Source organism: Pseudoxanthomonas japonensis, from assembly GCF_010093445.1.
Lineage (GTDB): Bacteria > Pseudomonadota > Gammaproteobacteria > Xanthomonadales > Xanthomonadaceae > Pseudoxanthomonas_A > Pseudoxanthomonas_A japonensis.
Map to the genome: position 1 here is coordinate 46,336 of NZ_PDWW01000024.1, position 23,710 is coordinate 70,045.

Below are 23,710 nucleotides of genomic sequence, written 5' to 3' on the forward strand. Positions count from 1 at the left end.
GTACGCCGACCATGACCCTCCCCACCACGTTCAACGCCTTCCGCATCCACAACGACGACGCCGGTTACCGCAGCGGCATCGAAACCATCGCGCTCGACGCGCTGAATCCCGGCGAAGTCATCATCAAGACGGCCTATTCCTCCGTCAACTACAAGGACGCGCTCGCCGGCACCGGCGAAGGCAAGATCCTGCGTCGCTTCCCGCTGGTCGGCGGCATCGACGTGGCGGGCCATGTGGTGGCTTCCACCGACGCTGCTTTCAAGGAAGGCGATGCGGTGCTGGTCACCGGCTCCGGCCTGAGCGAAACGCGCGATGGTGGTTATGCCGAGTACGCGCGGCTCGATGCGAAGTGGGTCATTCCCCTGCCCGCCGGGCTGAGCCTGCGCGAAAGCATGATCATCGGCACGGCCGGCTTCACCGCCGCGCTCGCGCTGTACCGCATGCGCGACAACCGGCAGACGCCGGACCTCGGCCCGCTCGCCGTCACCGGCGCCACCGGTGGCGTTGGTTCGCTGGCGGTCGACATCTTCAGCAAGGCGGGTTTCGAGGTGCATGCGATCAGCGGCAAGCCAGGGAACACGGACTACCTGAAATCCATCGGTGCAAGCGACGTGCTCGGCCGCGATGCACTGGCCACCACGCGGGCGATGGAGTCCTCCCGCTTCGGCGGCGGTCTCGACAACGTCGGCGGTCCGATGCTGGCCAGCCTGCTGGCGCAGACCACGCCCTACGGCAATGTGGCCAGCGCCGGGCTCGCCGCCACGGCCGACCTGCCCATAACTGTGATGCCCTTCATAATTCGGGGCGTGTCCCTGCTCGGCGTCGCTTCCGCAGGTACCGCACGCGATATCCGCGAACAGGTCTGGCAGCATCTGTCCAGCGACTGGAAGCCGCGGCACCTGGACTCGATCTGCACGCGCGAAACCACGCTGGACGGGCTTCCCGAGGTGTTCCGCACCATGCTGGACGGACGCTCGTTCGGCCGCACGCTGGTGCGAATGGGATGAACGGCGGCGGCGGTACGACGGACGTCGTCCGTTGGCCGCCCAGCCCATTGTGTTGTCACCGACAACGTCTAAAATCGATGCCGGGGAACACTGGGGATATCCATGGCAAAGATTCTGATCGTCGACGATTCGCCGTCGCAACTGCTGGGCATCCAGCGCATCGTCGAGAAACTGGGGCACGAATCCATCACTGCCGAGGACGGCGCCGCGGGCGTGGAAGTCGCCAAGCGCGAGCTGCCGGACATGGTGCTGATGGACGTGGTGATGCCGAACCTCAACGGGTTCCAGGCTACCCGCACGCTGAGCCGCGAGGCCACCACCAAGCACATCCCGGTGATCCTGGTGACCACCAAGGACCAGGACACGGACCGCATGTGGGGCCTGCGCCAGGGCGCCAAGGCCTACCTGACCAAGCCGTTCTCCGAAGACGAACTGGCCGAGGTCATCGAGCGCATCTTCAACGCGCGCGAACTGCCCTCCGCGCCGTCGGCCTGACATCGGCCAACTCGTGTCGATGAAGAGCAGGCTCCGGCCTGCTCTTTTCGTTTGTGGGTCCGCTCAGCGCGGCACCACGTAGCCACCCGGCACGCCGTTCGGCGACAGTACCAGCTGCCACAGCTGCGACCGGCGACTGCGGAACGTGGCCATCGAGGCCGCCAGGTAGAACCGCCACATCCGCCGGAAGCGCTCGTCGTAGCGCGACCCCAACGCACCCCATGCCGACTCGACGTTGCCGCGCCAGGCCTGCAGCGTACGGTCGTAGTCGGCGCCGAAGTTGTGCCAGTCCTCCAGCACGAACCGCCCCTCGATCGCCTGCGCGATCTGCGCCGCCGAGGGCAACATCGAGTTGGGAAAGATGTAGCGCGCGATCCAGGGACCGGTCCGCTGCACCGAACGACTGCTGCCGATGGTATGCAGCAGGAAGAGGCCGTCCGCGGGCAGGCAACGGCGTACGACGTCGAAGTAGCCGACGTAGTTCTTGACGCCCACGTGCTCGAACATGCCCAGCGAGAACACCGCGTCGAACGGTTCGGCCAGTGCGCGATAGTCCTGCAGGCGGATCTCGACCGGCAGGCCAGCACACAGTTGGCGCGCGTAGTCGGCCTGTTCGCGGGAAATGGTGATGCCGACACCGCTGACGCCATAGCGCTCGGCAGCGAACTTCAGCGCTTCACCCCAGCCACAGCCGATGTCGAGCACCCGCATTCCAGGCCGCAGCTGGAGCTTGCGGCAGACCAGGTCGAGCTTGGCTTCCTGTGCCGTGTCGAGGTCGGCGGCGCCGCGCCAGTAGCCACAGCTGTAGACCAGCCGGCGGCCGAGCATGGCGGCGTAGAGGTCGTTGCCAAGGTCGTAGTGGCGTCGCCCGACGTCGCCGCTGCGCCGTGGCGACTGCAGGTTGGTCAGCCGGGCACGCAACGCATCGAAGATCTCGCCAGCGCCATGCACGCGCTCGTCCACGCGCGCCGCGAGCAGGTGGAACAGCAGGCCGTCGAGCGAGGCCGCATCCCACCAGCCGTCCATGTAGCTCTCGCCCAGGCCCAGCGAGCCCTGCCCCAGCACGCGGGCATGGAAGCGCGGATCGTGGACCTGGATGTCCCAGGGACGGTTTCCGCCGATCCGCACATCCGCTTCGGCCAACAGGTCTGCGATCCTGCGCTCGAAGCGGGCGTGCGGCATGGCGGTCAGCGGGCGAACAGCTCCGCGTACGCCGGGGCGACGTGCGGCAGCAGCAGGGCCGCGGGCACGTCGACCGTCTGCGTGCCGTCGGCATACGGGCCCACCTGGTACGGCGGGAACACGAAACGCAATGCGGTGACGTGGCCTGACGCATCCAGCACCGGCACGAACTCGCTGAAGTTGCCGGCCTCCGGCTCGGTGCCTTCGTCGATCATGCGGAACGTGCTCTTGATCAGCGCGGCGCGATCGGTCGGTTCCAGTTCGTCCTCGTCGGCCCGGTTCACCACGGCGGTGTGCAGCTGCTCGCGTACGTAGTCGCTGATGGCCTGCCATCCCTTCGGGTCGGGGATCAGCGCGTCGGCGGTCAGGCGTGCGTCCTGGTGCGGCAACCAGACGAAGCGTGCGATCAGCGGCTGGCCGTGCGCGCCGCCCGTGTAGCGGCTGCCATCGGCGGCGACCGCCACGATCTTCGGCGTGTCCACCACCTGCTCGAACGCCAGCGACAGTTCATAGGGGGCGGTCGGCTTGTCGTTGCCGAACGCCTCGACCGCCTCCATCAGTTCGGCCCGCTGGGCTTCGGTGTACGCGGACAGCGCCTTGGCCAGGCCGGGGTACCGGTTGATCGTCGCCGGATAGCTGATGCCCACGACGTAGCGGTCGTTGGTCTCGATGATGTCCTTCAGCTCGACCGGGGCATCGACCGTCCCCGCAGGTGCGGTCACGGGGGGCTGCGGCTCGCCCGCGGCCGTGGGTGGGCTGGTGGATTCGCGTTTGCAGGCGCCGAGCGCGAGCACCGTCATGAGGACGAGGCCAGCCTGGCGGGTGGAATGGCGGCGTATGTGGGGGGATGACACGTTCGGGCTCCTTCCGCGTGTGATGGCCGTCATTCTAGGCCGCGTCACCGCGGTCCTCCATCACGATCACGCAACGATCAGATCGGCGTACTCGGGATGCCGCTGGACGTAGGCCGCGGAATAGGAACAGGCCGGTACCACCCGCCAGCCCTGCGCGCGCGCGTGATCCAGCGCGGCCCTCACCAGCGCGGCGGCAACGCCCCGCCCGCCGATCGCCTCCGGCACGCCGGTGTGGTCGATGACCATGCGGCCGTCCCGCAGCGAATACAGGAGCTCGGCGTCATGCCCGTCGAGACGGGTGGAAAAGCGGCGGGCCGCCGCATCGTGATGGAGGTCGAAGGAAGCGAGGTCGTCCGTCATGGCGGCACCGTGGTAGGGGACACCCCGACAGTGTGACGCAATGCCCGGCTGGCGACGTGGCAGAACTGGACGCAGCGCGTCACATTCACGCTTGTGAAAGGGAGACTGAGCACGACAGAGCGTGACCGGGATCGCAAATCGAAAGTTGGCACGATTGCTGCGTGATACGGGCCATAGACCTGCATACCGGAGTTCCGCCATGAGCCTGATCGACGCACTGCCCGATGTCTCCAGCGCCAGCGACTTCACCCTGTTGGAAGGCCTGTACCAGCTCACCGTCACCGGCCACACCGACGCGTGGGAATTCGAGAAGCTCAACAACGCGGTGTACGAGCGCCTGATGTCGACCTATTCCGGCAGCGAGACCGCCGGCGTGCACGCCGTGCACTCGTTGATGGACTGATCCACCCGCAAGACGCCTACCGGGCGCTCCGGCGCGGCGCAGGGGTCCGCCTTCGGGTGCGACTGCCGCGCCGGAGTCCCGTCCCACCTGCACGCACGGTGCAGGCAGAACGAAACCCCTCGCTTCATCGACACGAACGGCGCGCTTCACTCGCCGCGATGATCGCGCTTGCCCTGGTTGCGCCGGTCCTGCGTGCCAGAACTGCCCTGGATCGCCTTCATGCGGGTTTCGGCCGCATGCAATTCATTCGCCTTGGCCGCCGCTTCCGACGACACGAAGCCGGTGCCGGGGGCGACGCCGTGACCTTCATGATCAAGCTGCTGCCAGGGTGCCGGCTGGCGATCGTGTTCGTGCTTCTGTTCCAGCAACGTGCGCGCGTTCGCCAATGCCTGCGCCGGTGTGATTTTTCGCGGAGCGCGTTTGCGCGGTGCGGCCTTCTTCGCTGGCGCCTTGCGCGCCGTCGTGCGCTTTGAGACGGCCTTCTTCGCCACCGGTCGCTTGGTGGCTGCCTTCTTTGCCACCTTCTTGGTCGCCGTCTTGGCAGTGGCTTTCTTCACAACCGCCTTGCGCGTCGTTTTCCTGGCGACCTTGTGGGCCGTCGTCTTCTTCGCGGTCTTCTTGACGGTCTTGCCTGATGCGGCCTTCTTGACTGCCTTCTTCGCCACGCGCTTGCTGGCCGCCGCCTTCTTCGCGGGTTTCTTCACCGCTTTGCGGGCCGTGCTCTTTCCGGCCGCCGTCTTCTTTAAGGCTTTCTTGACCACCTTCTTTGTAGCCTTCTTTGCCGCCTTCTTTGCCGCCTTCTTGACTGCCTTCTTGACTGCCTTCTTGGCTGCTGCCTTGCGGGTCGCCATGCGCTCCTCCACGGGTGGGACACGCCACCGGGATAGCACGGCCCACCTTCAATGCAGGTGAGCAAAGGCGCAATGGCGGCTTAACCGAAGCTGGGGTTCGACAGCGACTCCAGGAAGTGGCCCAGTACGCGTGGCTCCATCGCCGCCAGGAACAGGATGCCGTACGCCGCCCCCGCGAGGTGCGCGCCGTGGTTGATGTTGTCGCCGCCGCGCCGATCCATCCAGATGCTGTAGGCGATGTACAACACGGCGAACACGATCGCCGGCATCGGAATGAAGAACACGCCGATGCGGGCCCACGGATCGATCAGGATGTAGGCGAACAGCACCGCCGACACGGCGCCGGACGCGCCCAGGCTGCGATAGTTCGGATCCTTCTGGTGCTTCAGGTAGGTCGGCAGGATCGACACCACCAGCGCCGAGAAGTAGAACGCCACGAACGTCAACCGGCTTCCGCTGAGCTGGGTCATCACCTGCTCCATCACGCGCCCGAAGAAGAACAGCGTGACCATGTTGAACAGGAGGTGCCAGAAGTCGGCATGGATGAACCCGTAGGTCACCAGCCGATCGTACTGGCGGTGACGGTCGATCGCCGGTGGCCACAGGATCAGCCGCATGAGCAGCGACGGCGTGCGGAAGGCGATCAGGCTGACGGCACAGGTCACGCCGATGAGCAGCAGGGTGACGGGAGCGTCCATCGATCCTCCTCAGGCCGCGGTACGGTAGTTGTCCTGCATCGGATAGGTCCGCGCATACAGGGCGAACGCCAGGGCTGCCACGAACGCAAAGCCGGCGAAGAAGAACATCAGGAAGGCGTTCTCCGTCCAGCCCTGCGACTGGATCCAGCCGATCACGGCCGGATCGCGGACACTGGCGTTGGTGAGCAGTACCCACAGGCCACCGAACGTGCTGGTCAGGTACCAGAACGCCATGATCACGCCCTTCATCGCCATCGGCGCCTGGCTGTAGGCGAACTCCAGCGCGGTCGCCGATACCAGCACTTCGCCGAAGGTCAGCAGCAGGTACGGCAGCGTCTGCCACGCCAGCGAGACCTGCTCGCCATTGTCCATCTGCAGCTGCAGCATGCCGGCGACGATCCACGACAGCGCGGAGATCGCGATGCCCCAGCCCATACGGCGCAGCGCGGTGACGTTGAAGCCCATCTTCCGCAGCGCCGGGTACAGGACCAGGTTGTTGAACGGAATCAGCAGCATGACCATCAGCGGGTTCAGCGCCTGCATCTGGGTGGCATCCTTCACAAGCCAGCTCGGCCACCACCACAGGTCGTGCGGGATCACCATCGCCTTGCCCTGGATGACCCACGTCGACGCCTTCTGGTCGAACAGCGACCAGAAAGGCGTGACCAGCGCAAACACGATCAGGATGCGCAGCACCGAACGCACGCCCTCGATGGCAGCATCGGGGTGCGAGCCGCGCGCGTTTTCCAACTGCAGCGACGCGCCGAAGCCGACACCGGCGATGATCGCGCCCAAGGCAAGACAGGCGGTGATGACGAAGCCCCACGCATCGGGCCAGATGCCGACGCCTGCAAACTTCAGCGCCCACAGCGCCAGCATCACCACGGCGCCGATCATGCCCGTGGCAGCGACCAGCGTGCCGAAACCGAAGCCTTTGCCCAGCAACGCGCTGCGCACGATGGTGAGGAACGAGTCCGGATCGTTGCCGCGCGACGGCGGCACGTTGACGTACTTGTGGCGCCCCAGCCAGAAGATGAAGGTCGCGATGAACATCAGGATGCCCGGGATGCCGAACGCCCAGGCCGGGCCCCAGCTGCGCAGCACCAGCGGCATCAGCAGCGAGGCGAAGAACGAACCGAAGTTGATGATCCAGTAGAACGTGTCGAAGACCACCTTCGCCTTGCTCTTGTTCGTCTGGTCGAACTGGTCGCCACAGAACGTCACCACCAGCGGTTTGATGCCGCCGGAGCCCAACGCGATCAGGAACAGGCCCGTATAGAACCCGGTCGCGTTGCTTTCGAACAACGCCAGGCACGCATGGCCCGCGCAGTAGATCAGCGAGAACCAGAGAACGGTGTTGTACTTGCCGAAATAGCGGTCCGACAGCCAGCCGCCCAGCAGCGGGAAGAAGTACACGCCGATGACGAAGCTGTGGAACAGATCCTTGGCGGCGCCTTCGCGCGCGGCCTGGTCCGGCAGGTAGGCCAGCAGCACCGAGCTGATCAGGAACGGCACCAGGATGTTGCGCATCCCGTAGAAGCTGAACCGCTCGCACGCCTCGTTGCCGATGATGTAGGGAATCTGGCGGGGCATGCGGCCCGGGTTGGCTTCTGCGGTCGTGCTCATCCGATCTTCCGGTGAAAAAGTCCCGGAAGGGTACCGTATCCGCCCTCGGAGGGTCGAACCGCGCGGGTGCCCGATGGGGACTGGGACTGTCCGCGATTGCGCGGCATCATGCGCCCCTGCCCTGTTCAGGAATTTCCTATGCTGCGACCGCTCTGCGCCTCCCTGCTGCTGGCCCTGATGCCGCTGGCGAACGCCCAACCTGCGTTGACCACGGTGTCCGAGCGCTCCGGCTTCCTCGAGACGGGTCGCTATGACGAAGTCACCGCGCTGTGCGATGCGTTCGCGCGCCAGTATCCGAAGGCGGTGCGCTGCACCACGTTCGGCACCACGCCCGAAGGACGTCCGATGAAGGCGCTGGTGGCCTCCACCAGTGGTGCGTTGACGCCGGAGCAGGCGCAGCGGCGAGGACTGCCGGTCGTGCTGATCCAGGGCGGCATCCATGCCGGCGAGATCGACGGCAAGGACGCGGGCTTCCTCGCGCTGCGCGAGGTACTGGAAGGCAAGGCTGCGCCCGGCACGCTCGACAACCTGGTGTGGGTGTTCGTGCCGGTCTTCAACGTCGACGGCCACGAACGCTTCGGCGCCTGGAACCGACCCAACCAGCGCGGCCCGAAGGAAATGGGCTGGCGCACCACGGCGCAGAACTACAACCTCAACCGCGACTACCTAAAGGCCGACACGCCCGAGATGCAGGCGATGCTGCACCTGGTGCAGCGCTGGGATCCGCTGGTGACCGTCGACCTGCACGCGACCAACGGCGCGCAGTTCGAACACGACATCTCGATCCAGGTCGAGCCCGTGCACGCCGGCGACGCGGGCCTGCGCAAGGCGGGACTGGCGCTGCGCACGGGCGTCATCGACGACCTGTCGAAGCAGGGCTCGCTGCCCCTGCCCTACTACCCCTCGTTCGTGGTGCAGGATGATCCGACATCCGGCTTCGAGGACAGCGTGCCGCCGCCGCGCTTCTCGCATGGCTATTACCTGCTGCGCAACCGCATCGCCATGCTGGTCGAAACGCATTCGTGGAAGGAATACCCGGTCCGCGTGCGCATCACCCGCAACACCGTGGTGTCGGTGCTGGACCATGTCGCCCGTGATGGCGCCGCCTGGCTGGCCGCGGCAAAGCAGGCCGATGTCGCCGCAGCGGCGCTGGGCGGCCAGCAGGAACCGCTGACCTATGTCGCGGCGCCGACCGCGCGCACCGTGGATTTCCGTGGCTACGCCTACACGCGTACGACGTCCGACGTTTCGGGCGCGTTGATGACGCGGTATGACGAGACCACGCCGCAGATCTGGAAGGTGCCGCTGAAGGACGACATCCGACCGGGTGTCGTTGTCGACGCGCCGAAGGCCGGTTATCTGGTACCCGCCGCCGATGCGGCGTGGGTGGCGGCCGTGCTGAAAACGCATGGTGTCGACTACCGCCTGCTAGGCAAAGCGTGGAACGGCGATGCGGAGGCGTTCCGCGCTAGCAAGAGCAGCTTCGGCGCCGGCTCGGTGGAAACCCACCAGCGGCTGACAGTGGAAGGCAACTGGCAGCACGAGATGCGCGGCGTGCCCACCGGCTCGCTGTTCGTGCCTATCGCACAGGCGAAGTCGCGCCTGGTCATGGCACTGCTGGAACCGCTGGCGCCCGACTCGCTGCTTGCGTGGGGGCGGTTCAACAACGCCTTCGAGCGCAAGGAGTACATGGAAGACTATGTCGCCGAAAGCGTGGCGCGCGAGATGCTGCGCGACCCGGCGTTGAAGGCCGAATTCGAGAAGAAGCTGCGCGAGGACAAGGCGTTCGCGGGCGATCCCACTGCGCGGCTGGAGTTCTTCTACCGCCGCCATCCTTCGTGGGATGAGCGCTATCAGCTGTATCCGGTCCTGCGCGTCGATACGGTGCCTTAAGGCCGTACGGCTGTCGTAGGAGCGACGTCAGTCGCGACCGCGAACCACCAGCGTTGGCAAATTTCGCCGACGCGTCAGGCGTGCGGTCGCGACTCACGTCGCTCCTACAGAAGAGCAGAAATCCCGCTCAAGCAAGCCGCCGCAGCCCATACCGCGGCGACGCATTGCCATAGGTGGTGTCGGTAAGCGGCGCCCCCATCGCCGCCAGCACCGCGCGCTGCTCCGGCAGCGGTGTCCGCAGCATCGCGTCCTCGTACGTCGCCAGCGTGCGGAACGCGGGCAGCGCCCATGCGCGCTCGAGAAGCGCGGCGACCCGCGGCCAGCGCCCCGCGTCCACCTGGTAGCGCACGAACACGGCATTGCGGAAGAACGCCGCGAGACTGATGTCGGCAATGGACAGCTCGCCGAAGACCCATCCCTGTTCCGGCAGCTGCGCCTCCAGATAATCCAGCGCGACCGGGAGTTCCTCTTCGCGCGCCTTGCGCACGACGTCCTCGTCGGTACCTTCGTTGAACAGGAAGCGGCGCACGCCCTTCTGGAAGAACATGCGCCACACGATGACGTCGCCGAGTTGGGAATCGGCGTACTCCTCCAGCCAGCGCGCCTTCGCCCGCCGCACTGCATCGGCGGGATACAGCGGGACCTCCGGGAAGCGGTCCTGCAGGTACTCGCAGATGACGGTGGAATCATTGAGCACCAAGTCGCCATCGAGCAGCACCGGGATGCGTCGAAGTGGGCTGAGGCGGCTGAACTCCTCGTTGCCGACGAAAGGCGCGATCGGATCGATGCGGTACGGGATGCCCTTCAGCTCCAGGCAGACCAGCACCTTGCGCACGTAAGGCGACAGGGGGCTGCCGATGATGGTCAGGGGCTCACTCATGTGTCTGCTCCTCCGTGGACGGAGGCAGCGTGCGCATGCGGCGAGTCGCGGTCAACCCAGCGCGGTATCCAGCGCCATCATCAGGCAGAAGCCGATCGCCAGGCCCAGTGACGCCGTCGTGCCGTGGCCATGGCGGTTCGACTCCGGAATCACGCTGTGCCCGACCGCGATGAGCATGGCCCCCGCCGCAAACGCCAGACCCCACGGCAGCAACATCGCGGAGAACGCTACCGCCCATGCGCTCAGGACCGCCGCGACCGGTTCCGCCACGCCCGACAGAGCACCGATGAAGACCGCCTTGCTGCGCGCCATGCCGGCACCGGCGAGGATCAGCGCGACCACCAGCCCTTCCGGCACGTCCTGCAGCGAGATGCCCATCGCCAGGCCTTCCGCCCCGCTCAAGCCACCGCCGGCCGCGACGCCGACCGCCATGCCCTCCGGCACGTTGTGCAGCACGATGGCCAGCACGAACAGCATGACCCGCGACGGCACCAGATGCCGGTTCGCGTCGCGTGGATCCTCCACGCTACTCCGGTCCAGCGCCAGCAGCGCGAGTGCGCCCGTCATCACGCCGGCGCTGATCAGGCCGGCCGCGCCCCAGGCCGAATAGCCCGCGCGCGTCGCCGCATCGAGTCCCGGCAACACCAGCGAAAATGCAGTCGCCGCCAGCATCACGCCCGCGCCGAACCCGAGCAGGCCGTCCGCCAGTTGCTGCGGCAGCCGCTTCACCGCCCAGACCGGCATCGCACCCACTGCCGTGGCCAGCGCGCACAGCGCACCACCGCGCAGCGCGCGGCGCATGCCATCGGCATCGTCCACGGGAATCGTCGCGACCAGCCACGACGAGACCACCACGATCGACAGCACGGCGACCACGAATGGCCACGCTGTCGGTGCACGGATATAAGCGAACGGCTGCAGGACGCGATTCATGCGCTTGCTCCATGCTCCGGTGAGGCCTCGATGCCGATACTAGTTCCGCGCAGGGGCCGACGCTCGTCGCAAAACTGAATCGCCGTGACCGCCGCTCCTGATCGCTTGTTTCGCCGGGGCGTACTGCCAGTTCGCATCGGACGACGATGGGTTCCCCTTCATGTCCCCAACACCGGCCGGCAGGCCACATGCACGAGGGAACGCAGTGCTCGAGCATTGAACCGGCGAGCGGTGCGGCCTTCGCGATGCAGGCATCCACTCGCGGATCGTGAGGTGACGGGACGGCACTTTCAGGAGTCGCGCCACGGTAGCGCGTCACCGTGCCGCCGTCCGCGTAATGCCGTTTCCCGCGTTGACGAACCATTACGTCCGCCATCGCTAAGCTGGCGGCCCGCCACCGGACCAGAAGGAGCGCGTGCGATGTTCCGTCCCCTGTTGACCACCGCCTGCCTGCTCGCGCTCGCGGCCTGCCAGTCGCCGGCCTCTGCGCCCACATCCGGCGATACGCCTGCCGCGCCGCAATCCGCGGCCACGATAGAGGGGCGCGCTGTCTATCTCGAACGCATTGCGCCACCGCCCGGCGCGATCCTCAGCGTGCAGTTGATCGACAACCAGTTGGCCGACACGCCTGCCGCCGTCATCGCCAGCGCCGACTTCACCGATGTCAAAGGTCCTCCGTTCGCCTTCTCCCTGCCCTACGATCCCGCCAAGCTGCGGCCGAACGGCCTTTACGGCCTGCACGCCGGCTTGCGCGATGCGCAGGGCACGCTGTGGTTCGTGACCGACACGCGCGTACCGGTGACGCCGGGTTCCTCCGCGCCGGTGGAGTTCCGCATGGTGCGAGCCGGCGGCGATCCGGTGGCGCCGGTGGCCGGCACGCCGTGGGAGCTGGCCAGGGCGCGTGGCAGTGTTTTCCGCGGCATCGGCACCGAACCCGGCTGGTCGGTGGAGGTCGGCGACGGTGCGACGCCCCGCGTGTCCGCCGACCTGGACTACGGCGAACGCAGGATCGAGGTCGCCCGTGCGAACAAGACCTCCGATGGCTACGTCGGCAGCACCGGCGATGGGCTGGCCGTGTCGCTGACGATGAAGAAGGAATCCTGCAGCGACGGCATGAGCGATATCGAGTATCCGGCCTCGGCGATCCTGACCATCGCCGGCAAGACCTACCGCGGCTGTGGCCGCTTCCTGACGGAATGATGCCCGCATGAGTCGACGTTCCCGCGCACGCCGCCAGAGCCGCCAACGCCTCCCCCTGTTCGCCTTTTTCGCACTGCTGGTCCTGGGTGCGGGCGCCTGGTGGTGGTCGCAGCGCGACGAGGCGCCCGCTGCACCGGTCGCCGCCAGCGAGCGGGCACCCGACCCGAAGCACACCAGCGCCGTGCTGGCACTGCCTCCGGTGGAGCAGACGCGCCCGGGCGTGCTTGCCGGCGAGGTCCCCGACGTGGCGCCCACCGCGGCACCCGCAGCGCAGCGCAGCACGGATGCGCTGCCCGCCTTCCTGCCGGCGGAAGCCCGTGCAACCCTGGACCTGATCCAGCGCGGCGGACCGTTCCCGCATCGCCAGGATGGCAGCGTCTTCCAGAACCGCGAGGGACGGCTGCCGCGCCAGACGCGCGGCTACTACCACGAGTACACCGTCGACACGCCCGGGTTGGACCATCGCGGCGCACGTCGCATCGTCACCGGTGGCAAGCCGCCCCGCGAGTACTACTACACCGACGACCACTACGAGAGCTTCCGCCGGTTCGAGATCGGCCGCGGGGACGCGCCATGAGCGAATCCGGCTTCGACCCCGGCCTCGCCGATCCCGCACGCGCAGGCGTGTTTTTCGTCACCGAGGACGATCTGGGGCCGTTGTCCGCCGTCGGTCGGGATGCCGGCCTGCTCGCGCGCCGCATCGACCTGTCCGGCTGCGACACCAAGTCCGCCCTGCTGCTGCGTATCGCCACCGTGCTGGACTTCCCGCAGACGTCCGGCCGCAACTGGGACGCGCTGTCCGACAGCCTGCGCGACCTGTCCTGGCTGGAAGCGCCGGGCTACGTGCTGCTGTTCGAACAGGCCCACGAACTGCGCGACCGTGCCGAGGCCGACTTCGACACCCTGCTCGACATCCTCGATGAAGCGTCGCAGTCGTGGGCCTCGGATGACGTGCCGTTCTGGGCCTTCATCGCGCTGCCGGACGAGGACTTCCCCGACCTGCAGTGACCGTCCCGGCAGTGGCCGCGCCGATCTGCGAAAATGCCGCATGCTCGATTTCACCTCTCTTCCGCTGGCGCCCGGCCTGCAGCAGGGCGTCCAGGCGCTCGGCTACACCCAGCCCACTCCCATCCAGGCCCGCAGCCTGCCCGCCATCCTCGATGGGCGCGACGTCATCGCGCAGGCGCCCACCGGCAGCGGCAAGACCGCCGCATTCGGCCTGGGACTGCTGCACAAGCTCGATATCGCCACGGTGCGCACGCAGGCGCTGGTGCTGTGCCCGACACGCGAACTGGCCGACCAGGTGGCGCAGCAGTTGCGCAAGCTGGCGATCGGCCTGCCGAACCTGAAGGTGTTGACGCTGTGCGGCGGCATGCCGCTGGAGCCGCAGCTGCGTTCGCTGGAAGCGCATGATCCGCACGTCGTGGTCGGCACGCCCGGTCGCATCCAGGAACTGCTGCGCAAGAAGGCCCTGCACCTGGGCGGCGTGCGCACGCTGGTGCTGGATGAAGCCGACCGCATGCTCGACATGGGCTTCGAGGAGCCGATCCGCGAGATCACCGGCAAGACACCGAAGGACCGCCAGAGCCTGCTCTTCTCGGCCACCTTCACCGACGCCATCCGCGGGATCGCGCGCACCACGCTGCGCGATCCGCTGGAAGTGACCGTCGATGCGCCGCAGGAACAGGCGGTGATCGAACAACGCTTCCTGCAGGTCGATCCCGCCCGCAAGCAGACGGCGCTGGCCGGCCTGCTCGCCCAGTACCGCGTGGACTCCGGCGTGGTCTTCTGCAACATGCGCAAGGACGTCGACGAAGTCGCCGGTTCGCTGCAGCACTTCGGCTTCTCCGCCCTCGCCCTGCACGGCGACATGGAACAGCGCGATCGCGACGAAGTGCTGGTGCGCTTTGCCAACCGCAGCTGCAACGTGCTGGTCGCTAGCGACGTCGCCGCGCGCGGGCTGGACATCGAGGACCTGGCGCTGGTGGTCAACTACGACATGCCCAGCGATGCCGACACCTACGTGCACCGCATCGGCCGCACCGGCCGGGCCGGTCGAGATGGCCTGGCGATCAGCCTGTGCACGCCGCGCGAACTGCCGCGCGCCGATGCCATCCAGGAGCGCCTGGGTGCACCGCTGCTGTGGGATCGCCACGTCCCGTCAGCACCCAAGGCCAATACCGCACCGCCTGCCGCGATGACAACGCTGCGTATCGATGCCGGCAAGACCGACAAGCTGCGCCCGGGCGACGTGCTCGGTGCGCTGACCGGCGATGCGGGCCTGTCCGCGTCGGCGATCGGGAAGATCAACGTCTTCCCCACCCGCACCTACGTGGCGGTGGCACGCGACAAGGCCGGTGCCGCCCTGGCCCGCCTCAACGCCGGCAAGATCAAGGGCCGCAGCTTCCGCGTGCGGAAGCTCTGAACACCCGTCGTCCCAGCGTACGCTGGGACCCATTTGCTCTTGCCTTGCTGAAAGACAATGGATTCCAGCTTGCGCTGGAATGACGACACCGGATCCCGCACCCGTCATCGTGGTGACCGCACAAACAAAAACGCCGGCGCTTGCGCACCGGCGTTTTCTTGAACCGAAGGGTTCAGGGCTGGATTACAGCGCCTGCACCTGGTCGGCCTGCATGCCCTTCTGGCCCTGCACGGCGACGAAGGAGACCGCCTGGCCTTCCTTCAGCGACTTGAAGCCATTGCCCTGGATCGAGCGGAAGTGCACGAACAGGTCGGGGCCGCTCTGCGGGGTGATGAAGCCGAAGCCCTTGGCGTCGTTGAACCACTTGACGGTACCGGTCTGACGATCAGACATCTTTACTAACTCCTGAAACATGGATGAAAGGACCACAACCCCGGCATGTGACCGGGACGGGACTGGGTTTGCAGGCGTTGGTAAAGCGGGAAGATGTAGCAGATGTATCTACCGCATCAGGCTCACGATTCACGGTGACCCTGGCAAGCACAGTGCCGCGCACTCTACCGGGGTTTTCACGTAAAAGCGAATCCCTGCCCTGCAGAACCTGAACAGGGGTCCTGCGCGTTCCCCGGTAACCGGTTGCGGCTGGCGCCGCCCGGCGCTCCGTGGCGGCCAGCGTATGATGGCGCCCCTTTTGCCGAACCCCCGCCATGGCGCTCAAGTCCACCGTCGTCAAAGCCGAACTGCAGATCAGCGACATGGACCGGCATTACTACGGTACCCACGCGCTGACCCTGGCCCAGCACCCGTCCGAGACGGACGAGCGGCTGATGGTCCGGCTGCTGGCATTCGCCCTGTTCGCCGCCGACCGCCTCGAGTTCGGCAAGGGACTGAGCAACGAGGAAGAACCCGACCTGTGGCGCAAGGACTACACGGGGCTGATCGAACAGTGGATCGACCTGGGCCAGCCGGACGAATCGCGCATCCGCAAGGCTTGCGGCCGTGCCAACGAGGTCGTGGTCGTCAACTACGGCGGCCGCGCTGCCGACCTCTGGTGGGACAGGAATGCGGCACTGCTCGCACGCCATCGCAACCTGACCGTGCTCGACATCGCCACCGAATCCGTGGACGCGTTGACCGCCCTGATGGTCCGCAGCATGCGCTTCAGCGTGATGATCCAGGACGGCGAGATGCAGTGGATGACCGACGACCAGCTGGTCGCCATCACGCCGGCCATCCGCCAGGCGGGTCTCGCCCGCGCTGCCTGACCACATGCTGCCCACGCACGACGTACTGGTCATCGGCGGCGGCGCCGCCGGCCTGATGACCGCGCTCACCGCCGGCCAGCGTGGCCTGCGCGTGCTGGTCGTCGAGCACGCCAACAAGGTGGGCAAGAAGATCCTGATGTCGGGCGGCGGACGCTGCAACTTCACCAACACCGGCACCACGCCCGCCAACTTCCTGTCGGCAAATCCTCATTTCTGCAAATCGGCGCTGGCGCGCTACACGCCGGCGGATTTCATCGAACTGGTCGAGCGCCACCGCGTCGCCTACCACGAGAAGGAACTCGGCCAGCTGTTTTGCGATGTCTCGTCCAAGCTCATCGTGAAGCTGCTGGTGGACGAATGCCTGGCCGCCGGCGTGCGCATCGAGACCGGCTGCATCGTGCACAAGGTCGAGCACGGCGACGGCGTATTCCGGCTGGAGACGGCGCTGGGACGCTTCGCCGCGTCGTCGCTTGTCGTCGCCACCGGCGGCCTGTCGATCCCGAGCATGGGCGCCACCGGCTTCGGCTACGAGCTCGCGCGCCAGTTCGGCCATGAGGTGCTGCCGACGCGCGCCGGGCTGGTGCCGCTGACGTTGAGTGGCAAGCACCAGGAGCGACTGGCGGACCTCAGTGGCGTCGCCCTGCCCGTGGAAGCGCGCTGCGGCAAGGCGCGCTTCCGCAATTTCATGCTGCTGACCCATCGCGGCGTCAGCGGGCCGTCGATCCTGCAGATATCCTCGTACTGGCAACCGGGCGACGACCTGCGCCTGGACCTGCTGCCCGACCGCGATGCGCTGGACTGGCTGCAGTCGCAGCAGAAGCAGCGCCCCGAGGCCGAACTGAAGACCGTCCTCTCCGACGCGCTGCCGCGCCGTTTCGCACAGCGCCTGTGCGAGGTCTGGCTGCCGAACCGGCCCATGAAGCAGTTCAACGCCCCGCAACTCAAGGAAGCCGCCGCGCTGCTGGCCGACTGGCCGCTGGTCGCCAGCGGCACCGAGGGCTATCGCACCGCCGAGGTCACCCTGGGCGGCGTGGACACCGACGGCGTGTCCAGCAGCACGATGATGTCGAAGCATGTGCCGGGCCTGTTCTTTGTCGGCGAGGTCCTCGACGTCACCGGCTGGCTGGGTGGCTACAACTTCCAGTGGGCCTGGGCCTCGGGCCACGCGGCGGGCATGGTGGCCTGACGCATTGCGGCGTTCCTGCCGGGACGGCCTTTGCTAACCTCTTGGGAACCGGTGTCATTTGAAGGTTTCCATGACCGCGCCCTTCGAAGAATCGCGTCGCCGCTTCCTGCAGCACCTGGCGGGCACGTCGGCGTTCGCCACGTTGGCGACGACCCTGCCCGCCGCCGGGGCTCCCCGGAGGACCGTGACCGCGACGACCCGGAGCGGCCGCATTGCCGGCCTCGTCGACCGTGGCGTGCACGTCTTCCGCGGCGTGCCCTACGGTGCCGACACCCGCACGCGGCGCTTCCAGCGTGCGCTGCGCGAAACCGCCTGGACCGGCGTGCGCGACGCGGTCCGCTTCGGCGCCTCCGCCCCACAGCGCGGCGATGCCGATGGCCAGGCCGTCAGCGAGGACTGCCTGTTCCTCAATGTCCACACCCCTGCCCTGCGCGATGGTGGCAGGCGACCGGTCCTGGTCTACATCCACGGCGGCGGCTACAACAACGGCTCGGGATCGCACCCGCTCTACGACGGCGTGAACCTGTGCCGCCGCGGCGACGTCGTCGTGGTCACCGTCAACCACCGGCTCAATGCGTTCGGCTATCTCTACCTGGGCGAAAGCGGTGACGAACGCGTCATGGATGCAGGCAACGTCGGCCAGCTCGACCTGATCGACGCGCTGCACTGGGTGCGCGAGCACGCGCACGAATTCGGTGGCGATGCCGGCAACGTCACCGTGTTCGGCCAGTCCGGGGGCGGCGCCAAGATCGCCACGCTGATGGCGATGCCGGAGGCCGACGGCCTGTTCCACAAGGCGATGACGATGAGCGGCCAGCAGGTCACCGCCGCCGGGCCGCGCGCCGCCGCCCAGCGCAGCGCGCTGTTCGTGGCCGACCTCGGCCTGCGCCCCGGCGACATCGACGCGTTGCTGGCGATGCCGATGGCGCGTCTGCTGGACGCCACGCGGCTCCGCGATCCGTCGCGCGCGGAGAACACGTCGCTCTACTTCGGACCGGTGTTGGATGCGCGCAGCCTGCCCCGCCATCCCTTCTACCCGGATGCGCCTGCGCAGTCCTCACGCATCCCGATGGTCATCGGCAACACGCGCGACGAGACCCGCGCTTTTCTCGGCAACGACGAGGCGAACTTCACCCTGACCTGGGACCAGCTGCCGCAGAAACTGCGCGAGCAGCAGTACGTGGATCTGTCGCCAGAGATCGTGATCGCCGAGTACCGGCGGCTGTATCCGGATTACTCACCGTCGGAGGTCTTCTTCGCGGCCACCACGGCTGGACGTTCATGGCGCGGCGCCATCATCGAAGCCGAGGAACGTGCACGGCAGGGATCGCCCGCGTGGGTCTACCAGCTCGACTGGCGCTCACCGGCGGACGGCGGTCGGCTGCGCGCCTTCCACACACTCGATATCCCGCTGGTGCTCGACAACGTGGCCGCCGAAGGGTCGAAGACGGGCGACGATACCCGCGCACGGGCGATGGCCTCGCGCATGAGCGGCGCGCTGATCGCCCTCGCCCGCCATGGCGACCCGAACCACTCGGACATCCCGTCATGGTCGCCCTACACCCTGCCGCAGCGGCAGACGATGGTGTTCGACGACGCATCCAGCATGCAGGACAATCCGCGCGGCGGCGAGCGAAGCCTGTACGAGCGCGTGCCGTTCGTTCAACGCGGCACCATGTAGGGCGGGCCCAGGCCCGCCATTGCCATCCCTACGCTCGCGATGGCGATGATCGAAACCACCAACGCACGCAATGAAACCCCACAAGGCGCGGCGGCGGACCAGGGCCCACCCTACGACCGCATGACGTCGGCAGCGATCTCGAACGAACGCAGGCGCTTGGCGTGGTCGAAGACGTTGGCGGTCAGCATCAGCTCGTCGGGGCGGTGCCGTTCGATGAACGCCGCGATGCCCTTGCGCACCGTATCCCGACTGCCGACGACCGCGCAGGCCAGCGCCTGCTCCACGCCGGCCTTCTCGTGCGGCTGCCAGAATGCTTCGATATCGTCGATCGGTGGCGGCACCAGGCCGGCGCGACCACGCCGCAGGTTGACGAACGCCTGCTGCTGCGTGGTGAACAGATAGCGGGCCTCCTCGTCGGTCTCGGCCGCCACCACGTTCAACGCCAGCATCGCATGCGGCTTCGCCAACCGCTTGGACGGTCGGAAATCGCGGTGGTACACCAGCAACGCCTGGTCCATCGCATCTGGCGCGAAGTGCGACGCGAACGCATAAGGCAGGCCGAGCGCGGCGGACAGCTGGGCGCCGAACAGGCTGGAGCCCAGCAACCACACCGGCACGTCCAGGCCCGCGCCCGGTACGGCGCGCACGGCCTGCCCTTCCTGCACCGGTTCGAAGTAGCGCAACAATTCCTGCACGTCCTGCGGGAACTGTTCCGCACTGTCGAAATAGCGACGAAGTGCGCGCGCCGTCGGCTGGTCGGTGCCGGGGGCGCGGCCCAGGCCCAGGTCGATGCGGCCGGGATACAGCGACACCAGCGTGCCGAACTGTTCGGCCACCTGCAGCGGCGAATGGTTGGGCAGCATGATGCCGCCCGAGCCGACTCTGATCGTCGAGGTCGCGCCCGCGACGTGTCCGATCAGCACGGCCGTCGCGGCGCTGGCGATGCCTGGCATGTTGTGGTGCTCGGCCAGCCAGTAGCGCGTATAGCCCCAACGCTCGGCGTGCTGCGCGAGGTCGCGCATGTGGACGAAGGCCCGGGTGGTGTCGCTGCCTTCGCAGACGGGGGCCAGATCGAGGAGCGAATAGGGAATCATGGGAGTACCGGCAATGACGATGACATCGTCATGGGGACACGGCGCAAGGGATTCCACGGCGCACCACGGGACGCTGTATCCCGCTCAGCCCAGCAGGTCGAACGGACCGCCCTGTTCCAGCGCCCGTTGGTAAGCCGGACGCCCATGTATGCGGGCCAGGAAGCCGGCCAGGTTCGGATAGGCGTCCAGCCCTGCGCGTACCGCCGCCGCTTCCACCGGGAAGCTCATCTGGATATCGGCCGCGCTGAACTGGTCGCCGGCGAACCACGGTGTCTTGCCGAGCTCGCGTTCCATGTAGTCCAGGTGCAGTTTCACCTGCGGGCCAACGAAGGTCGTCAGCGCCTTGTCGGCAATGCCGCGCGCGACCGGGCGGGCGAAGAACGGCATGGGCGCCTTCTTCAAACGCGAGAACACCAGGCTCAGCAGCATCGGCGGCATCGCCGAGCCTTCGGCGTAATGCAGCCAGTAGCGGTAACGCAGGTGCTCCGCGGTGCCCGGTGACGGCGCGAACCGGCGCGCGGCGTCGTAGCGCTCCACCAGGTATTCGAGCACGGCACCGGATTCGGCCAGCACGTGTTCGCCGTCGACCACGACCGGCGACTTGCCGAGTGGATGCACCTTCTTCAGTTCCGGCGGTGCCAGCATGGTCTTCGGGTCGCGCTGGTAGCGGACCACCGTGTAGTCCAGGCCCAGCTCCTCCAGCAGCCACAGCACGCGCTGGGAGCGGGAATTGTTGAGGTGGTGGACGGTGATCATGGGCCGGCACTCCGCAAAGGATGGGACATCCTACCGCTCCCGTCTTGTGGTTGTGGGAGCGACGTCAGTCGCGAACGGGCGCAAAGCGAATTGCATCCATGTGGGTTACACCTGCACAAAAGCTCGCGACTTACGTCGCTCCCACATCAGTCCCAGTACCGTCAGGAACTGCAGGACAGCATCGAGCAGCCGGCACGCTGCCGTGCCCAGTCCGGACGCCGTGCTGCGAAGCGCTCGCGACCGGGCTGGTCGTCGTACGGGTGGCGCATCACGTCGAGCAGGTCGTGTACACCGGACAGGTCGCCCACCTCGGCTGCATCGATAGCCTGCTGCGCCAGGTAGTTGCGCAGCACGAAACGCGGATTGGCCAGGCGCATGCGTTCGCGCCGCGAAGCGGCGTCGAGCGCGTCGTCTTCGAGGCGACGCCCATAGGCCGCCATCCAGTCGCGCAACGCGGGGGCGACCGCCTCACGCCTGGCAGCGTCGTAGAACGCCTCGTCGAACGCCGACAGCGATGCATCCGCCGGGTCCGCATCCATCAGCACGCGGAAGAACAGCGTCATGTCGACCTCGCCTTCCTGCAACAGGCCCTGCAGGGCCTCCATGCGTTCGACATCGTCATCGCGGCACGCGGCCAATCCCAGCTTGCGGGCGATAGTGTCGCGGTCGGCTTGCGTATACGCATCGGCAAAGCGCTGCAGTCCTTCCTGCAACGCCTCCACACCATCGAACAGCGGCGACAGCGCCTGCGCGAAGCGGCTCAGGTTCCAGCCCGCCACGCGCGGCTGCCAGCCGAAGCGGTAGCGCCGGCCCTGCGCGTCGGTGGTGTTCGGCGTCCAGTCCGGATCGTAGTTGTCGATCCAGCCGTAGGGACCGTAATCGATGGTCAGGCCCAGCACCGACATGTTGTCGGTGTTCATCACGCCGTGGACGAAGCCCACGCGCATCCAGTGCGCCACCATCACCGCGGTGCGCTCGCAGACCTCGGCGAACCATGCGGCATACAGCGCCTCGCCCTCGCCGGAAAGATGCGGGAAATCGCGGCGGATCGTGAAGTCGACCAGCGTACGCAGCAGGTCCGTCTCGCCACGCGACGCCGGCAACTGGTAGTGGCCGAAGCGCAGGAACGACGGCGCCACACGGCAGACGACCGCGCCCGGCTCGGGCGCTGGATGGCCGTCGTAGAACATGTCGCGCACCACCTGCTCGCCAGTGCCGACCAGGCTCAACGCCCGCGTCGTCGGCACGCCGAGATGGTGCATGGCCTCGCTGCACAGGAATTCGCGGATGGAAGAGCGCAGCACCGCACGCCCATCGGCGGTGCGCGAGTACGGCGTAGGTCCGGCGCCCTTCAGCTGCAGCTCCCAGCGTTCACCGTTCGCGTTGATCGCTTCCCCCAGCGTAATCGCACGGCCGTCGCCCAGCTGCCCTGCCCAGTTGCCGAACTGGTGGCCACCGTAGTTGCCGGCATACGGCTGCATGCCCGGCAGCAGCGCATTGCCGCCGAAGACCTGCGCGAAGGCAGGCGACGCGACATCGGCGTCGTCCAGCCCGAGCAGTGCCGCGACTTCATGCGAGTGGGCAAGCAACGTCGGCGCAGCGACCGGCGTGGGTTCGACCGCCGACCACAGCGCCCCTCGCACTTCGCGACGACGGAACCCCTGCTCCGGATCGCCTGGCAGTTCGCGGACGAAGCGGTTGTCGAAGCGCAGGGTGTCCAGGCCGCTCATGCAGCGTCCGCGGCTTCATCCACCAGCGGACTCAGGTCCGGGTTCAGCGCCACGCGTTCGTCGAACACAAAGCAGGCGCCGTCGTAGCCGAACCCGCCGACCTGCTCGAAGTAGCCCAGAATGCCGTCGTCCAGCTGCAGCACGTTGTCCATGCCGTCGGCCTGCATCCACAGCGCGGCCTTCTCGCAGCGGATGCCGCCGGTGCAGAAGCTGACCACCGTGGCGTCCTTCAACGCATCGCGGTGCGGTGCCAGTGCGGCGGGCAGGTCGGTGAACTTGTCGATCGGCAGGGTCAGCGCGCCGGCGAAGGTGCCGTACTCGACTTCCTGCGCATTGCGGGTATCCAGCATCACCACGCGGCGGCCTGCATCGTCGTGACCCTGCTCCAGCCAGCGCGCCAGCGTGCGGGGTTCGACCACGGGCGCGCGCGCGTCTTCGGGTGTGGTGCCGGGGCGACGGAAGCTGATGATCTCCGGCTTCACCTTGACCTTGAGCCGTGCGAACGGGATCTGTGCGCTGTGGCTGTACTTCACCCGCAGTCCGGCGAAACGTTCATCGGCGCGCAACGGCGCGAGGAAGGCTTCGATCGCATCGGCCTTGCCGGCCAGGAACAGGTTCAGCCCCTCGCCCGCCACCAGCACCGAACCGCGTAACGCAAGCGCCTCGGCGCGGGCATGCAGCGTGGCCGCGAATTCGTCGGGCGCGGCGATCGGGGCAAAGTGGTAGGCGGCGATATTGGTGACCATGGCGCGATTTTACCGTCCGTCGGCCTTCGGCCCTTTATTCAACCAGATGGTTGACAGTCCCGAGTATCGCCGGAATACTCAACCACATGGTTGAACATGACTCTCCGCGGCTCGATGCCGTCTTCCACGCCCTCGCCGACGGCACCCGCCGCCGCATGCTCTGCAGTCTCGGCGGGCAGCCGCGCAGCGTCGGCGAGTTGGCGGCGCCGTTCCAGATCTCGCTGGCCGCCGCCTCCAAGCACATCAAGGTGCTGGAACGGGCCGGCCTGGTGATGCGGCAGATCCAGGGCCGCACGCACCTGTGCCACCTGCAGCCGCAGGCGCTGGCCGAAGGCGAAGCCTGGCTGCGGCAGTACGAACAGTTCTGGAACGCCCGCCTAGATGCCCTCGATGCCGCACTGCAAGCGGACGCCGCCCCCCTCGCCACCCCGCCCCGGAAAACACC

General features: G+C 67.3%; 25 protein-coding genes. 12 read left to right on the forward strand and 13 right to left on the reverse strand.

Features of this window, described 5'->3' with window-relative positions:
* Window positions 1-11: 11 nt before the first annotated feature.
* Window positions 12-1,007, forward strand: a complete 996-nt coding sequence (locus tag CSC78_RS15035; RefSeq protein WP_162338680.1) for a YhdH/YhfP family quinone oxidoreductase — start codon at window positions 12-14, stop codon at window positions 1,005-1,007.
* Window positions 1,008-1,109: 102 nt separating this feature from the next.
* The gene (gene pilH, locus CSC78_RS15040; RefSeq protein WP_055942820.1) at window positions 1,110-1,502 is read left to right on the forward strand and encodes a twitching motility response regulator PilH; all 393 of its coding nucleotides are present in this window, start codon (window positions 1,110-1,112) and stop codon (window positions 1,500-1,502) included.
* Window positions 1,503-1,565: 63 nt separating this feature from the next.
* Here the strand turns inward: pilH and cfa are convergent, their stop codons facing one another.
* From cfa to CSC78_RS15055, 3 genes are all read right to left on the reverse strand, one after another.
* Complete coding sequence (gene cfa / locus CSC78_RS15045) at window positions 1,566-2,684, reverse strand: cyclopropane fatty acyl phospholipid synthase (protein WP_162338681.1); 1,119 nt, start codon at window positions 2,682-2,684, stop codon at window positions 1,566-1,568.
* A gap of 5 nt (window positions 2,685-2,689) precedes the next feature.
* Window positions 2,690-3,406, reverse strand: coding sequence for a DUF3298 and DUF4163 domain-containing protein (locus CSC78_RS15050; RefSeq protein ID WP_238391302.1), 717 nt, complete (start codon window positions 3,404-3,406; stop codon window positions 2,690-2,692).
* A gap of 198 nt (window positions 3,407-3,604) precedes the next feature.
* Entirely contained in the window at window positions 3,605-3,898 is a 294-nt protein-coding gene (locus CSC78_RS15055; protein ID WP_162338682.1) for a GNAT family N-acetyltransferase, read from the reverse strand.
* Between the two features lie 199 nt (window positions 3,899-4,097).
* Between CSC78_RS15055 and CSC78_RS15060 the strand changes: the two genes are divergently transcribed.
* Window positions 4,098-4,301 carry a hypothetical protein gene (locus CSC78_RS15060; protein WP_162338683.1) on the forward strand — a complete coding sequence of 68 codons (204 nt, stop codon included), beginning with the start codon at window positions 4,098-4,100 and terminating at the stop codon, window positions 4,299-4,301.
* Window positions 4,302-4,447: 146 nt separating this feature from the next.
* Here the strand turns inward: CSC78_RS15060 and CSC78_RS18900 are convergent, their stop codons facing one another.
* From CSC78_RS18900 to CSC78_RS15075, 3 genes are all read right to left on the reverse strand, one after another.
* Window positions 4,448-5,152 (reverse strand): hypothetical protein, encoded by a 705-nt coding sequence (locus tag CSC78_RS18900; protein ID WP_202924188.1) that lies wholly within the window; start codon window positions 5,150-5,152, stop codon window positions 4,448-4,450.
* Between the two features lie 80 nt (window positions 5,153-5,232).
* Window positions 5,233-5,850 (reverse strand): rhomboid family intramembrane serine protease, encoded by a 618-nt coding sequence (locus CSC78_RS15070; RefSeq protein WP_162338684.1) that lies wholly within the window; start codon window positions 5,848-5,850, stop codon window positions 5,233-5,235.
* 9 nt (window positions 5,851-5,859) lie between these two features.
* The gene (locus CSC78_RS15075) at window positions 5,860-7,476 is read right to left on the reverse strand and encodes a POT-type proton-dependent oligopeptide transporter (protein ID WP_162338685.1); all 1,617 of its coding nucleotides are present in this window, start codon (window positions 7,474-7,476) and stop codon (window positions 5,860-5,862) included.
* A 138-nt stretch (window positions 7,477-7,614) separates the two neighbouring features.
* On the opposite strand from CSC78_RS15075, the gene CSC78_RS15080 reads away from it, so the two are divergent.
* Complete coding sequence (locus tag CSC78_RS15080; protein WP_162338686.1) at window positions 7,615-9,369, forward strand: M14 family metallopeptidase; 1,755 nt, start codon at window positions 7,615-7,617, stop codon at window positions 9,367-9,369.
* Window positions 9,370-9,496: 127 nt separating this feature from the next.
* Here the strand turns inward: CSC78_RS15080 and CSC78_RS15085 are convergent, their stop codons facing one another.
* Window positions 9,497-10,249 carry a glutathione S-transferase family protein gene (locus CSC78_RS15085; protein WP_162338687.1) on the reverse strand — a complete coding sequence of 251 codons (753 nt, stop codon included), beginning with the start codon at window positions 10,247-10,249 and terminating at the stop codon, window positions 9,497-9,499.
* A 51-nt stretch (window positions 10,250-10,300) separates the two neighbouring features.
* Window positions 10,301-11,182: a ZIP family metal transporter gene (locus tag CSC78_RS15090; RefSeq protein ID WP_162338688.1), complete on the reverse strand. Its 882-nt coding sequence runs from the start codon at window positions 11,180-11,182 to the stop codon at window positions 10,301-10,303.
* A gap of 420 nt (window positions 11,183-11,602) precedes the next feature.
* Here CSC78_RS15090 and CSC78_RS15095 point away from each other — a divergent pair, with 420 nt between their 5' ends.
* Genes CSC78_RS15095 through dbpA form a run of 4 tightly spaced genes read left to right on the forward strand, consistent with a single transcriptional unit; the run spans window position 11,603 to window position 14,807 of the window.
* A complete protein-coding gene (locus tag CSC78_RS15095; RefSeq protein ID WP_162338689.1) occupies window positions 11,603-12,382 on the forward strand; it encodes a YbaY family lipoprotein in 780 nt (259 codons plus the stop codon).
* Window positions 12,383-12,389: 7 nt separating this feature from the next.
* Entirely contained in the window at window positions 12,390-12,959 is a 570-nt protein-coding gene (locus tag CSC78_RS15100; protein WP_162338690.1) for a ribonuclease domain-containing protein, read from the forward strand.
* Window positions 12,956-13,390, forward strand: a complete 435-nt coding sequence (locus tag CSC78_RS15105) for a barstar family protein (RefSeq protein ID WP_162338691.1) — start codon at window positions 12,956-12,958, stop codon at window positions 13,388-13,390. Before CSC78_RS15100 ends, CSC78_RS15105 begins: the two co-directional genes overlap by 4 nt.
* Before the next feature lie 40 nt (window positions 13,391-13,430).
* Entirely contained in the window at window positions 13,431-14,807 is a 1,377-nt protein-coding gene (dbpA, locus tag CSC78_RS15110) for an ATP-dependent RNA helicase DbpA (RefSeq protein WP_162338692.1), read from the forward strand.
* 183 nt (window positions 14,808-14,990) lie between these two features.
* Here the strand turns inward: dbpA and CSC78_RS15115 are convergent, their stop codons facing one another.
* Window positions 14,991-15,200 (reverse strand): cold-shock protein, encoded by a 210-nt coding sequence (locus CSC78_RS15115; RefSeq protein WP_162110978.1) that lies wholly within the window; start codon window positions 15,198-15,200, stop codon window positions 14,991-14,993.
* Between the two features lie 314 nt (window positions 15,201-15,514).
* On the opposite strand from CSC78_RS15115, the gene CSC78_RS15120 reads away from it, so the two are divergent.
* From CSC78_RS15120 to CSC78_RS15130, 3 genes are all read left to right on the forward strand, one after another.
* Window positions 15,515-16,072 carry a YaeQ family protein gene (locus CSC78_RS15120; protein WP_162338693.1) on the forward strand — a complete coding sequence of 186 codons (558 nt, stop codon included), beginning with the start codon at window positions 15,515-15,517 and terminating at the stop codon, window positions 16,070-16,072.
* A gap of 4 nt (window positions 16,073-16,076) precedes the next feature.
* Window positions 16,077-17,258, forward strand: a complete 1,182-nt coding sequence (locus CSC78_RS15125; RefSeq protein WP_162338694.1) for a BaiN/RdsA family NAD(P)/FAD-dependent oxidoreductase — start codon at window positions 16,077-16,079, stop codon at window positions 17,256-17,258.
* Window positions 17,259-17,328: 70 nt separating this feature from the next.
* A complete protein-coding gene (locus CSC78_RS15130; RefSeq protein ID WP_162338695.1) occupies window positions 17,329-18,939 on the forward strand; it encodes a carboxylesterase/lipase family protein in 1,611 nt (536 codons plus the stop codon).
* 110 nt (window positions 18,940-19,049) lie between these two features.
* Here the strand turns inward: CSC78_RS15130 and CSC78_RS15135 are convergent, their stop codons facing one another.
* The 4 genes from CSC78_RS15135 to CSC78_RS15150 form a co-directional block, all read right to left on the reverse strand.
* Window positions 19,050-20,033, reverse strand: a complete 984-nt coding sequence (locus tag CSC78_RS15135) for an LLM class flavin-dependent oxidoreductase (RefSeq protein ID WP_162338696.1) — start codon at window positions 20,031-20,033, stop codon at window positions 19,050-19,052.
* A gap of 84 nt (window positions 20,034-20,117) precedes the next feature.
* Complete coding sequence (locus CSC78_RS15140) at window positions 20,118-20,789, reverse strand: glutathione S-transferase (protein WP_162338697.1); 672 nt, start codon at window positions 20,787-20,789, stop codon at window positions 20,118-20,120.
* Window positions 20,790-20,950: 161 nt separating this feature from the next.
* On the reverse strand, window positions 20,951-22,510 hold the full coding sequence (locus CSC78_RS15145; RefSeq protein ID WP_162338702.1) for a protein adenylyltransferase SelO: 1,560 nt from the start codon (window positions 22,508-22,510) through the stop codon (window positions 20,951-20,953).
* A gap of 5 nt (window positions 22,511-22,515) precedes the next feature.
* Window positions 22,516-23,265, reverse strand: a complete 750-nt coding sequence (locus CSC78_RS15150) for a sulfurtransferase (protein ID WP_162338698.1) — start codon at window positions 23,263-23,265, stop codon at window positions 22,516-22,518.
* A gap of 86 nt (window positions 23,266-23,351) precedes the next feature.
* Between CSC78_RS15150 and CSC78_RS15155 the strand changes: the two genes are divergently transcribed.
* Window positions 23,352-23,710 (forward strand): ArsR/SmtB family transcription factor (locus CSC78_RS15155; RefSeq protein ID WP_162338699.1); only part of this gene is annotated, 359 nt, incomplete at its 3' end.